General features: G+C 70.9%; 12 protein-coding genes and 1 pseudogene. 9 read left to right on the forward strand and 4 right to left on the reverse strand.

Annotated elements, in window-relative coordinates:
• Positions 1-117: 117 nt before the first annotated feature.
• The 4 genes and pseudogenes from sucC (at position 118) to lhgO (ending at position 4,810) form a co-directional block, all read left to right on the forward strand.
• The gene (gene sucC, locus ABI385_RS05660; RefSeq protein ID WP_348102772.1) at positions 118-1,317 is read left to right on the forward strand and encodes an ADP-forming succinate--CoA ligase subunit beta; all 1,200 of its coding nucleotides are present in this window, start codon (positions 118-120) and stop codon (positions 1,315-1,317) included.
• A 15-nt stretch (positions 1,318-1,332) separates the two neighbouring features.
• Entirely contained in the window at positions 1,333-2,238 is a 906-nt protein-coding gene (sucD, locus tag ABI385_RS05665) for a succinate--CoA ligase subunit alpha (RefSeq protein WP_348102773.1), read from the forward strand.
• 94 nt (positions 2,239-2,332) lie between these two features.
• Positions 2,333-3,550: pseudogene (locus ABI385_RS05670) on the forward strand (DUF6350 family protein); the annotation flags it as partial.
• Between the two features lie 60 nt (positions 3,551-3,610).
• Positions 3,611-4,810 (forward strand): L-2-hydroxyglutarate oxidase, encoded by a 1,200-nt coding sequence (gene lhgO / locus ABI385_RS05675; RefSeq protein ID WP_348102775.1) that lies wholly within the window; start codon positions 3,611-3,613, stop codon positions 4,808-4,810.
• Positions 4,811-4,864: 54 nt separating this feature from the next.
• On the opposite strand, the gene ABI385_RS05680 is transcribed toward lhgO, so the two are convergent.
• A complete protein-coding gene (locus ABI385_RS05680; RefSeq protein WP_348102776.1) occupies positions 4,865-5,275 on the reverse strand; it encodes a hypothetical protein in 411 nt (136 codons plus the stop codon).
• Positions 5,276-5,441: 166 nt separating this feature from the next.
• Between ABI385_RS05680 and purN the strand changes: the two genes are divergently transcribed.
• Genes purN through ABI385_RS05695 form a run of 3 tightly spaced genes read left to right on the forward strand, consistent with a single transcriptional unit; the run spans position 5,442 to position 8,681 of the window.
• Positions 5,442-6,077, forward strand: a complete 636-nt coding sequence (purN, locus tag ABI385_RS05685; RefSeq protein ID WP_348102784.1) for a phosphoribosylglycinamide formyltransferase — start codon at positions 5,442-5,444, stop codon at positions 6,075-6,077.
• Between the two features lie 20 nt (positions 6,078-6,097).
• Entirely contained in the window at positions 6,098-7,726 is a 1,629-nt protein-coding gene (gene purH / locus ABI385_RS05690) for a bifunctional phosphoribosylaminoimidazolecarboxamide formyltransferase/IMP cyclohydrolase (RefSeq protein ID WP_348102785.1), read from the forward strand.
• A gap of 1 nt (position 7,727) precedes the next feature.
• On the forward strand, positions 7,728-8,681 hold the full coding sequence (locus tag ABI385_RS05695) for a DMT family transporter (RefSeq protein WP_348102777.1): 954 nt from the start codon (positions 7,728-7,730) through the stop codon (positions 8,679-8,681).
• Here the strand turns inward: ABI385_RS05695 and ABI385_RS05700 are convergent.
• Complete coding sequence (locus ABI385_RS05700) at positions 8,668-9,588, reverse strand: hypothetical protein (RefSeq protein ID WP_348102778.1); 921 nt, start codon at positions 9,586-9,588, stop codon at positions 8,668-8,670. The genes ABI385_RS05695 and ABI385_RS05700 overlap by 14 nt on opposite strands.
• Positions 9,589-9,789: 201 nt before the next feature.
• On the opposite strand from ABI385_RS05700, the gene ABI385_RS05705 reads away from it, so the two are divergent.
• Together ABI385_RS05705 and ABI385_RS05710 are read left to right on the forward strand one after the other, a co-directional pair.
• Positions 9,790-10,641, forward strand: a complete 852-nt coding sequence (locus ABI385_RS05705) for a bifunctional methylenetetrahydrofolate dehydrogenase/methenyltetrahydrofolate cyclohydrolase (protein WP_348102779.1) — start codon at positions 9,790-9,792, stop codon at positions 10,639-10,641.
• Entirely contained in the window at positions 10,638-10,973 is a 336-nt protein-coding gene (locus ABI385_RS05710; protein WP_348102780.1) for a DUF3017 domain-containing protein, read from the forward strand. The genes ABI385_RS05705 and ABI385_RS05710 overlap by 4 nt, the downstream gene beginning before the upstream one ends.
• Before the next feature lie 21 nt (positions 10,974-10,994).
• Here ABI385_RS05710 and ABI385_RS05715 read toward each other — a convergent pair whose 3' ends face one another.
• Positions 10,995-12,029 (reverse strand): malate dehydrogenase, encoded by a 1,035-nt coding sequence (locus ABI385_RS05715; protein WP_348102781.1) that lies wholly within the window; start codon positions 12,027-12,029, stop codon positions 10,995-10,997.
• A gap of 12 nt (positions 12,030-12,041) precedes the next feature.
• A partial coding sequence (locus ABI385_RS05720) for an aquaporin (protein ID WP_348102782.1) occupies positions 12,042-12,562 on the reverse strand: 521 nt, incomplete at its 5' end.

The raw sequence follows: 12,562 nt of genomic DNA on the forward strand, positions 1-12,562 counted from the left end.
TGGATGAGCGGAACACCGCATCGACCCCCACGATCGCGATGCCACAACTGTGCCGTCCCGCAACTCGATAGGCTCGCGGGCACAGCATGGAAACTCCGACGATGGGATGGATCCGGCGTGGACCTCTTCGAGTACCAGGCACGTGACATGTTCGAGGCGCACGGGGTTCCCGTGCTCGCCGGGGCGGTGGCCGACACCGTCGACGAGGTGCGGGCCGCGGCCGAGAGCATCGGTCCGCGCAGCGGGGGGGTCGTCGTGGTCAAGGCCCAGGTCAAGACCGGCGGTCGCGGCAAGGCTGGCGGGGTCAAGGTGGCCAAGTCCGTGGACGAGGCGGCAGCTGCCGGCGAGGCCATCCTCGGCATGGACATCAAGGGCCACACGGTCCACCGGGTGATGATCGCCCAGGGCGCCTCGATCGACGAGGAGTACTACTTCTCGGTGCTGCTCGACCGGGCGAACCGCACCTACCTCGCGATGTGCAGCAAGGAGGGCGGGGTGGAGATCGAACAGCTGGCGGTCGAGCGTCCCGATGCCCTCGCGCGCATACCGGTTGACCCCAACGTCGGCATCGACGAGGCCAAAGCCCGCGAGATCGTCGACGCAGCGGGTTTCGACGACGCCGACAAGGACGCCATCGTCCCGGTGCTCCAGCGGTTGTGGGACGTCTACCGTGAGGAGGACGCCACGCTCGTCGAGGTGAACCCGCTGGTCAGGACGACGGACGGCGCCATCATCGCGCTCGACGGCAAGGTGACACTCGACGAGAACGCCGGCTTTCGCCACCCGGACCACGCCGCGCTCGAGGATGCCCGGTCGGCCGACCCGCTCGAGGCGGCGGCCAAGGAGAAGCACCTCAACTACGTCAAGCTCGACGGCAACGTCGGGGTCATCGGCAACGGTGCGGGCCTGGTGATGTCGACGCTCGACGTGGTGGCGTATGCCGGTGAGCAGGTGGCCGCGGACCGCGGGCTCGACACCGCACCCAAGCCCGCCAACTTCCTCGACATCGGCGGGGGCGCCTCTGCAGAGGTGATGGCCGACGGGTTGCACATCATCCTCGGCGACGCGCAGGTGGTGTCGGTGTTCGTCAACGTGTTTGGCGGCATCACGTCCTGCGACGCCGTCGCGAACGGCATCGTCGGAGCGCTCGACAAGCTCGGCGACGACGCCACCAAGCCACTGGTGGTTCGGCTCGACGGCAACAACGTCGAGGAGGGCCGCCGGATCCTCGCCGCGCGCGCCCATCCGCTGGTCAGTATCGAGGAGACCATGGACGGCGCGGCCCGCAAGGCCGCCGAGCTCGCAGCAACGACGTAGAGGGAACTGACACCGATGGCAATCTTCCTCACCAGTGACTCCAAGCTGATCGTCCAGGGCATGACCGGGTCCGAGGGCATGAAGCACACCACCCGGATGCTCGCGTCGGGCACGTCGGTCGTCGGCGGGGTCAACCCACGCAAGGCCGGCACCAGCGTCGACTTCGCCGGTCCCGACGGCGCCTCCGTGACCGTGCCGGTCTTCGGTTCCGTCGCCGAGGCGATGCAGCAGACCGGCGCCGACGTCTCCGTCGTCTTCGTGCCGCCGCCGTTCGCCAAGGCGGCTGTCGTCGAGGCGATCGACGCGGGGATGTCACTGGTCGTCGTGATCACCGAAGGCATACCGGTCAAGGACACCGCCGAGTTCTTCACCTATGCCCAGGACAAGGGCACCACCCGCATCCTCGGACCCAACTGCCCTGGCATCATCACGCCTGGCCAGGCCAACGCCGGCATCATCCCGGCCAACATCGCCGGACCGGGGCGGATCGGCCTGGTCTCCAAGTCGGGCACGTTGACCTACCAGATGATGTACGAGCTGCGGGACCTTGGGTTCTCGTCGGCGGTCGGGATCGGTGGTGACCCCGTGATCGGGACCACCCACATCGACTGTCTCGAGGCGTTCCAGAACGACCCCGACACCGATGCCATCGTCATGATCGGCGAAATCGGCGGCGACGCGGAGGAGCGGGCTGCGGCCTACATCAAGGAACACGTCACCAAGCCGGTCGTCGGCTACGTGGCCGGGTTCACCGCTCCCGAGGGCAAGACGATGGGACACGCCGGGGCGATCGTGTCTGGGTCCTCCGGCACCGCGGCAGGCAAGAAGGAGGCCCTCGAGGCGGCCGGGGTCCGGGTCGGCAAGACGCCCTCCGAGACGGCCGCCCTGATGCGCGAGATCATGGAGCGCAGCCCCGCCTGACAGCCGTGTCGCCGGCCCGCTCGTCAAACGCCTTCGTTCTGTCTCGGCGTGGGTTCCAGCCGCGTGGCACCCCCTCGGCGACGATGGGGTCGCCATGAGTGTCGTCGACCGCGCCCGTCCCACCAGGGGTGGTGAGCGCCCGCTACCCGTCCCGACTACCGCACCCCCGGCCACTCCCTGGTGGGTCCCGGTCGCCGCCGGCGCCCTCCCCGCGAGTGGCATCTGGCTGCTGTTGGCCCTCCCGGCGCTGATCCTCTGGGTCGTCACCGCCCATACGAGCGTCGGCTGGCTCGAGGCACTCGGGGTCGCCAGCGCCGTCTGGTTCCTCGGGCAGGGAGCACCGGTGGGGGTCGGCGACGTGCCCGTAACCATCGCTCCGCTCGGGCTCTGGCTGCTGGCCCTGGTCCTGACGGCGCGCAGCCTGGGGCGTCTGCTCGACCACACCGAACGCACGGCTCCCGGCACCACCTGGCCTGCCCTCCTGCTGCGCCGGGTCCTGCCCGGCTTCGCCGTCGGGTATGCCGCGGTTGCGGTGCTCGTCTGGCTGCTGGCCCTCGCCGGCCCGGCCCGTCCGCACCCGCTCGGTCTGCTCGTCTGCCTCGTCATCCCAGTGCTCGCGGCGTCGTGGTGCCTGGTCCGCCGCTACGCCGAGGACCGCGAGGCAGGCCCCGTGGGCAGCTGGCTGGACCAGGCCCCGCGGTGGCTCGCGAGAGCCCTCGTTCCCGGAGTCCACGGTGGCCTCGTGCTCCTCGGGACCGGTGTCCTGCTGTTGGTGGTCATGCTGGCCGTCCGGTTCACGACGGTCACCGGCCTGCACGCTGCCGTGGGGGCGGGCGTCGTCGGGGGCGTTCTGCTCACCCTCGGACAGCTGCTCCTCGCCCCCAACCTGGCCGTCTGGGGGGTGGCCTGGCTCGCCGGCCCCGGGTTCCAGGTCGCCGCCGGATCACCGATCTCGTTGGCGGGTGCCACACCCGGGCTGCTCCCGCTGCTGCCCGTCCTCGGGGCGCTTCCCAGCGACGGCAGCTGGTCACGGTGGCTGCTGGCCCTGCTGCTCGTACCCGTCCTCGGCGGCGTCGTCACCGCCTGGCTGGCCTGCCGCGGCATCGCCCGGCTGGCCAGCTGGCGAACCAAGCTGGCGACGTCCGTCGCCGCCGCCGCCGTCGCCGTCGCCGGCCTGACCCTGCTGTCGTGGCTGGGGAGTGGCGCCGTCGGCGTCGACCGGCTCTCGGACGTGGGCTCCAGGCCGTTGCTGGTCGGCGTCGCCCTGCTGGGAGAGCTGCTCGTCGGCGCAGCGGCCTACGTCGCCGGCGCGCAGCTGTGGATCCGCCTCCGGCACGCCCGCACCTGACCGGACACGCCAGAATCTCTGTTGATGAGGGTCGTGGTCGTCGGAGCCGGGATCGTCGGTCTGGCGACCGCGCGGGCCCTCGCGCAACGCGGCGACGAGGTCACCGTCCTCGAGAAGGAGCCGCTGGTCGCCACTCACCAGAGCGGGCGTAACTCCGGCGTCATCCACTCGGGCGTCTACTACCCGCCGGGCAGTCTCAAGGCCCGGCTCGCCGTGCGCGGCGCCGCCTCGATGACAGCGTTCGCCAGGGAACGGGGTATCGCGCACCGCGTCACCGGCAAGCTGGTCGTCGCGACGGATGCCGCCCACGTCGCCGGGCTGCACCGGCTCGTCGACCGCGCGGTCGCCAACGGCGTCCCGGCCCGGCTGCTGAGCGGGGCCGAGGCGCGTGAGGTCGAGCCCCACGTCGCGGGCGACCTCGCCCTGCACGTGGAGACCACCGGCATCATCGACTACCCCGCCGTCTGCCGTGCGCTCGCCGCCGATGTCGAGGCGGCCGGCGGGTCGCTGCGGACCGGTCTGTCCGTAGGCGGCGCGACCACCGTCGGCGGCGACCTCCTGGTCGCTGCGACGGACGCCGAGGGTGCGGCGACCATGGTGGCAGGGGACGTCCTCGTCGGATGCGCCGGCCTGTATGCCGACCGTCTCGCGCGGGCCTGCGGCGTGGACCCCGACGTGCGGGTCGTGCCGTTCCGCGGCGAGTACTTCGAGCTCGTCCCGCAGCGAGCTTCCCTGGTGACCGGGCTGGTCTACCCCGTCCCCGACCCAGCGTTCCCTTTCCTCGGGGTGCACCTGACCAGGACCGTCGACGGAGGGGTACACGTCGGGCCCAACGCCGTGCTCGCGGCCTCTCGCGAGGGCTACACCTGGCACGACGTGGAGCTCGGTGACCTGCGCGAGTCGCTGTCCTGGCCGGGAATGTGGCGACTCGCCGGCCGGCACCTGGTTCCCGGGGCTCGGGAGGTCGTCCGTTCGCTGTCACGCCGGCAGTTCGCCCGCAGCGCCGCGCGCCTCGTGCCGGGCATCACCGCCGAGGACCTCGTGCCCGCTCCTGCCGGGGTTCGGGCGCAGGCGGTGAGGCGCGACGGCACGCTGGTCGACGACTTCCTCGTCCGGCACACCCATCGGCAGGTGCACGTCCTCAACGCTCCCTCACCGGCGGCGACCGCCTCCCTCGAGATCGCCGCCCACCTGGTGGCCGAGGTCGACGCGGCGGCGCGCTGACGGCGCTGACAGCGCTGACGTCGGGTCGAATCTCCGCGCTCGACCGCAGAAAGCTCAGAACTCCATGAGAGCACCGAACATGGTGCGCTGCCGCTGTTGGCCGCAGAGCGCCTGTGCGGCTTGGGTGTTCGCCCCCGACAGGCATTCCTCGTACTGCTTCTGCGGGGCGTAGAACACCGCTTGCGTGATCGCGCCAAGCAGCAGCAGCACGGACAGTCCGAGCGCGAGCAGCGGCCCGAACCGGGTGAGCGCCGGCGCGGCCACCCCGGCGAGGCGGCGCATCTCGCGGACGGCCACGACCATCACGACCACGACGGGTGCCACGACGACGACGCGCTGTGGCAGGGGGAGACCAGAGGCGATCAACGTCAGGACGAAGAGCACCGCGATCGACAGGGAGAACTTGACCCGGCGAGCGGCTTCTTCCGGACTCAGGCCGTTCGCCCTACTCGGCTTGGTCGCCACGCTGCACCCCTTCGTCACCGACGGACATCGACCGAACGTCCGACCATCCTCTCGCGTGCCCGATCCGGCGTGCACCACGGACCAGTCGCCCGGCCCGCCGTCCCACCGCACTCCCGTCACGGGTCGCTCGGTATCGTTGCGGAACGTGACGGTCCCTCCCCCGCCGATGGCTGGCCCGAGGACCGGAACCGCTTCCGCCGCCGGCTCGGTCGTCGTCCTCGTCTCCGGCTCGGGCACGCTCCTGCAGGCGCTTGTCGACGCGTCCCGGGACCCCGCCTACGGGGTGCGGGTGGCCGCCGTCGGCGCCGACCGGGACGGCATCGAGGGGCTCGCCCGGGCCGAGCGAGCGGGCCTACCAAGGTTCGTGTGCCGCGTCGGCGATCACCCCTGCCGGGAGAGCTGGGACGCAGCCCTGACCGCGGCCGTCGCCCAGCACGAACCGACCCTGGTCGTCTCGGCGGGCTTCCTGAAGCTGGTAGGGCCCGCGTTCCTCGCCCGGTTCGGGGGCCGTTACGTCAACAGCCACAACGCCCTGCTTCCGTCCTTCCCCGGCATCCACGGACCGCGCGACGCCCTCGACTACGGGGTCAAGGTGAGCGGGGCGACCCTCTTCGTCGTCGACGAGGGCATCGACACCGGCGCGATCGTCGGCCAGGTCAGCGTGCCGGTCGAGGACGACGACACCGTCGACTCGCTCACCGACCGGATCAAGGCGGTCGAACGGCCGCAGCTCGTCGACCTCGTGGGCCGGATGGTCCGCGAGGGGTACACCGTCACCGAGCGAAAGGTCACCATCCCGTGAGTACGCCTGTGAGCACGTCGGTGGGGACGCCGGCCGAGACGGCATCTTCGCCTAGCCCCGAGACAGGATCCGAGGGTCGGCGGCCGATCCGCCGCGCCCTGGTCTCCGTCTACGACAAGTCAGGGTTGGACACGCTAGCGGCTGCGCTTCACGCTGCCGGAGTGTCTATCGTGTCGACCGGTTCGACCGCGAAGACCATTGCGGCCCTGGGGGTTCCGGTGACCGCGGTCGAGGAGCTGACGGGCTTCCCCGAGTGTCTCGACGGCAGGGTCAAGACCCTGCACCCCAACGTGCACGCCGGACTCCTCGCCGACACGCGCAACCCCGACCATGTACGACAGCTCGACGAGCTGGGCGTCGTGCCGTTCGACCTCGTGGTCTCCAACCTCTACCCCTTCCGAGACACGGTCGCCTCTGGCGCCGACGAGGAGGAGTGCATCGAGAAGATCGACATCGGCGGGCCCTCGATGGTTCGCGCGGCCGCGAAGAACCACGCGAGCGTCGCTATCGTCACCAGCCCCGCGGCGTACCCGCAGGTGCTCGACGCCCTGACCGCCGACGGGTTCACCCTCGCCCAGCGGCGTCGGCTCGCGGCGGAGGCGTTCGTGCACACGGCGACCTATGACAACGCCGTGGCCAGCTGGATGGGTGCCGTGCTCGCCGACACGACGGACGGGACGGGCTTCCCGGCGTGGACCGGCGCGACGTGGGACCGGGTCGCGCCGCTGCGCTACGGGGAGAACCCCCACCAGCAGGCTGCCCTGTACCGGCACTGGCGGCCGGGCATCGCCTCGGCCGAGCAGCTGCACGGCAAGGAGATGTCGTACAACAACTATGTGGACGCGGACGCTGCGGTGCGGGCGGCGCACGACCACGGCGACCAGCCGACCGTCGCGATCGTCAAGCACGCCAACCCGTGCGGTATCGCGGTCGGCAGCGACATCGTCGGCGCGTACGTGAAGGCGCACGCCTGTGACCCGGTGTCCGCGTACGGTGGGATCATCGCCACCAACCGACCGGTGACGGCTGAGCTGGTGGAACGGACCAAGGGCGTCTTCACCGAGGTCATCGTCGCGCCCTCCTTCGAGGACGACGCGCTCGCGCTCCTGCGGGCCCGCAAGAACATCCGGGTGCTGCGGCTGCCCGCCGACATGGAGCGGCTCCGGGACGAGATCGAGGTCCGCCCGATCAGCGGAGGCATCCTCGCCCAGACCCCCGACCGCGTCGACGCGGTCGTCGATGACGGCGGGGACGACCCGTCCCGGTGGCGGTTGGTCGCGGGTGAGGCCGCGGACGAGCACACCTTGGCGGACCTGGCGTTCGCGTGGCGCTCGATCCGGGCCGTGAAGTCCAACGCGATCCTGCTCGCCAAGGACGGCGCCTCGGTCGGCGTGGGGATGGGTCAGGTCAACCGGGTCGACTCCTGTCACCTCGCGGTGTCGAGGGCCGGCGCCGAACGGGCAGCGGGGGCAGTCGCAGCGTCCGACGCGTTCTTTCCCTTCCCGGACGGGCTCGAGGTCCTCCTGGCGGGCGGGGTGCGAGCCGTGGTGGCACCGGGCGGGTCGATCCGAGACGCGGAGGTCATCGAGGCGGCTCGGCAGGCCGGGGTGACCATGTACTTCACGGGTACTCGCCACTTCGCCCACTGACGTGCCGATCTGGGCACTGCTCAGCGTGGCGGCCGGCGCGTTGCTCGCGGTGCAGGCCCGGATGAACGGAGAGCTCGCCACCGTCTCCGGCCGCGGGCTCGACGCAGCGCTGTGGAGCTTCGGGTCCGGTCTCGTGGTGCTCGGTCTGCTCCTCCTGGTGTCGCCGTCGATGAGGCGGGGCGTCCGGACCCTCCGTCAGGGTCTGCGAGACGGGCAGCTCCGGCTCTGGCAGTGCATCGGCGGGTTCCTCGGCGGGCTTTATGTCTTCAGCCAGGCGTATGCGGTGTCGCTCGTCGGCGTCGCCTTGTTCACCATCGCGGTGGTCGGAGCACAAACGGTCGGAGGGCTCGTGGTGGACCGGGCCGGGATCGGCCCGGCCGGCGTCGTCCCCGTCTCATGGGGCAGGGTCGGCTCGGCACTGCTCGCGGTGGTGGGAGTCGTCGTCGCGGTCGGCGACCGGGTCAACGGGGACGGGTCCACCGTGGTTCTACCGATCGTGCTCGCCGTGGTCGCCGGGCTGCTCATCACCGTGCAGCAGGGGCTCAACGGCCGGGTGACGGTCACCGCCGGCTCGCCTATGACCGCGACCTGGCTCAACTTCGCCCTCGGCACACTCCTCTTGGTCGTCCTCGCGGCTCCGGCTGCGGCGGTCGGCCAGTTCGGCCCGCCGGTCCGCCTCGATGCGCCCTGGTGGGCGTGGTTCGGCGGCCTCCTCGGCATCGTCGTGGTCGCCTTCTCGACCGCCGCGGTGCGCCACCTGGGTGTGTTGCTCGTCCTGCTGTGCATGCTCGCCGGCCAGCTCGTGGCCTCGGTGACGTTAGATGCGGTGGACGTGCGGACCAGGTCACACATCACGCCCGTTGTCCTGGTGGGCCTTCTGGTGACCGTTGCCGCCGCCGCGCTCGCGGGGTACGCCTCGGCCCGCGCGACCCGGCGGCCGGTCATTCGTACATGACGTACTCGGGGACGGGGGTCAGACCCATCACCTGAGCGGGCGTCATCACGGGCCCGGGCTTGGAGTCCTCGTCGAGGAACACCTTGAAACCGAGATGTACCAACGGTTGTGGCGTCCTCGCCACGAGCCGGTTCCATGTTGCGGTCTTGGCCGCTGGGCTGCCGATCCCGTCCACCGACTTCACCCAGGCCACCCCGGGGTGCTGCTGCAGCTGCTGCTCGTTGCCGACGATCGACGGGGCCAGCTGGTGGTAGAGCACGACCTTCTCGGGCAGCTGGTGTGCGGTCACGATCGAGGAGACGTAGGCGCCGACGGCATTGAGCGTTGCCGCCTCGACGTGACCGAACACCTTGCCCGGCACCTGTCCGGGACCCACTGCCCACTCGGGGTCCAGGGCGACACCGACGTCCGGCTCGCTCAACCACGACTCGTAGGCCCGCACCTCGCCGAGGAAGTCGGCCCGGCCCGGCTGGATGTTCAGCAGCAGGTAGGCCTGGTGGCGCCGCGCCGCGTCGAGGAACCGCTGGATGAGGTCGCTGCTCGACCGGGTGCGATATGTCCCGTCTGCACCCGGGGAGGCGTGGACCACCGTCGCGATCAGCTCCAGCACCGGGAGCATCGTGCGGCCGTCACCCGTGAAGGCGCCGGACATCGCCTCGAGCTCTGCCACCCGCTGGTCGAGGTCGCCAATGCCCAGCAGCCCGAGCGCCGACGAGCCGGGATGACCGCAGTAGCCGACGAGACGGTAGTGCGGGAAGACCGAGGCGCCACCGCGGGGCAGCTCGGGGCTTGATGACGCAGTCGTCGTCGACCCGGCAGCGGTCGTGCTGGCCGAGGCTGACGGTGTCGCCACGACGCTCGTCGACGGGCTGGACGTCGCCTTGGGGGAGGTCGTCGTCGGAGCCACGGAAGTCCTTGAGTCCGAGCATGCGGCGAGAGTCAGCCCGGCAGATGCCGCACCGAGCAGCGTCCGGCGGTCCACCACCCACGTCTCGGTCTGGTTCGTTCGTCCCCTTGGCACAGAAGCAGCATGCCGGAGGCCCGCCTGGGGCGCCGCGGCGGGGCGCTCGAGACAGGACCGCGTCCGGGTCTGGCAGGATGAGGCCCCGTGACGGCACGGATCCTGGACGGCTCGGCCACCCTCGCGGCAATCAAGGTCGAGCTCGCAGACCGGATCGCAGCGCTGGCAGCGCGCGGTGTTGTCCCCGGGCTGGGCACCGTCCTCGTCGGTGACAACCCCGGCAGTCGCTGGTATGTCAGCGCCAAGCACCGGGACAGCGCCGAGCTGGGAATCAACAGCATCAGGCGCGACCTCCCCGCGACGGCCACGCAGTCCGAGGTCGAGGCGGTCATCGACGAGCTGAACGCCGACCTGGCCTGCACCGGCTTCCTGGTCCAGCAGCCCACCGGTCTCGACGAGTTCGCGCTGCTGTCGCGGGTGGACCCTGAGAAGGACATCGACGGGCTGCACCCGATGAACCTCGGTTGGCTGGTCCTCGGCAAGCCGGCGCCGCTGCCCTGCACACCCATGGGCTGCCTCGAGCTGCTGCGTCGCTACGACGTGCCGATCGCCGGGGCCAAGGTCGTCGTCGTCGGGCGCGGCCTGACGGTAGGACGCCCGCTCGGTCTGATCCTCACGCGCAAGTCCGAGAACGCCACGGTCACCTTGTGCCACACGGGAACCCGCGACCTGGGCGCCGAGGTGACCCAGGCCGACATCGTCGTCGCGGCGGCAGGCGTACCCAACATCATCACCGCCCGCATGGTCAAGCCCGGCGCGGCCGTCCTGGACGTGGGCGTCTCCCGGGTCGACGGGAAGACCGCCGGTGACGTCGCCGCGGACGTGGCGCAGGTCGCCGGGTGGGTCAGCCCCAACCCCGGTGGCGTGGGGCCGCTCACCCGGGCGATGCTCCTGACGAACGTCGTCGCGGCCGCCGAACGGCAGGCTGGCCTGGCATGAGGTGGCGGCCGCTGCGCGGCCTCGGCCCATGGTGGGTGGTCGCCACCGTCGCTCTGGTCGGGCTGGTGCTGATCACCGTTGGCGGCCACTTCAGAGTCGGTGGGTTTGTCGTGGCGGCCTCGCTCGTCCTCGCCGCACTCGTTCGTGCCGTCCTGCCGCCGGCGCGCAGCGGGGGGCTCGCGATCCGGTCCAGGCCGCTGGATGTGGTGATGATGCTCGTCGCCGCCGGACTGGTGTTCGCCGTGTTCTTCCTGGTCCGCACCTGCGGGTCGTCGGTGGACCAGGTCGGTGGGGGACGGGCCGCCAGCTGCTCGGCCGAGCTCCAGGGCTGAGACCGTCCCGCTGGGCGCGACTCAGGGAATGAGACCCAGCCCGGTGACGGTGTCGCGCTCCTCGGACAGCTCGGCCACGGTGGCGTCGATACGCTGCCGAGAGAACTCGTTGATGTCGAGGCCCTGCACGATCGACCACCGGCCATCGGAGACGGTGACCGGGAACGAGCACATCAGACCCTCGGGGACGCCGTAGGAGCCATCCGAACACACCGCCATCGAGACCCAGTCGCCGTCGGCCGTGCCGTCGATCCACGTCCGTGCGTGGTCGACCGTTGCCGACGCCGCGGACGCCGCGGACGACAGGCCCCGCGCCTGAATGATCGCCGCCCCGCGCTTGGCCACGGTGGGGATGAACGTGTCGGCTAGCCAGGCGTCGTCGGCCACGTCCTTCAGGGCCTCGGCCGCGTTCCGGCCCCCCACCTCGGCGTGGAAGATGTCGGGGTACTGGGTGGCGGAGTGGTTGCCCCAGATCGTCATCCGACGGACCTGCGTCACCGGGACGCCCAGCTTGACCGCCAGCTGCGAGATGGCCCGGTTGTGGTCGAGCCGGGTCAGCGCCGCGAACTGCTCGCGCGGGATGTCCGGCGCGTTCGACATGGCGATGAGTGCGTTGGTGTTGGCGGGGTTGCCCGTGACGGTCACGCGCACGCCATCGGCGGCGACGTCGTTCAATGCCTTGCCCTGCGGCGCGAAGATGCCGCCGTTGGCCTCCAACAGGTCGCCGCGCTCCATGCCTGGGCCGCGCGGGCGGGCACCGACCAGGAGCGCATGGTCGACGCCGTCGAAGACCTTGCGTGGGTCGTCCCCGATCTCCACCTTCGCCAGCGTCGGGAAGGCGCAGTCGTCCAGCTCCATCACCACACCCTCGAGCGTCTTCAACGCCGGGGTGATCTCGAGCAGTCGCAGCTCGATCGGGGTGTCAGGCCCGAGCAGGGACCCGCTCGCCAACCGGAAGAGCAGGCTGTAGCCGATCTGGCCGGCGGCCCCGGTGACAGCGACCTTGACAGCGACCTTGACAGCGGACCCAAGGGACGAAGAGGCAGCATCGCTCACGGCTCGACGCTATCAGCCGTTCTCCGGCGCGCTCTCCGCCATGGTCTCCGCCGTGGTCTCCGCTGTGGTCTGGGTTGTGGTCTGTGGGACCTGCTCCGCCATCACCTCACCGGGGTTCGTATCGCCTGCGACGTCGAGGTTGCTGCGGTCGATCCCCGTGATCGCCGCGAATGACCACCCCGCGATCACGGCGCCCACGAGCGGGGCGACCACGAACAGCCACACCTGGCCGGGCGCCCCGTCACCGTTGAAGAATGCGACACCGAGCGACCGGGCCGGGTTGACCGAGGTGTTGTCGATGGGGATCGAGATCAGGTGGATCAAGGTCAGGGCGAGCCCGATCGCCAGCGGCGCGAAACCTGTCGGAGCATGCGCCGTCGTGACCCCCAGGATGACGAAGACGAAGAACGCGGTGAGCAGGATCTCGGCCAGCAGGACGGCGACGAGCGAGAACCCACCGGGGGAGTGCTCGCCGTACCCGTTGGCAGCCAGCCCCCCGGTCACCCCTGCGCTGCCGTTCACGCTCTTGGCCA

The organism is Lapillicoccus sp. (genome assembly GCF_039935575.1).
Taxonomy (GTDB): domain Bacteria; phylum Actinomycetota; class Actinomycetes; order Actinomycetales; family Dermatophilaceae; genus Lapillicoccus.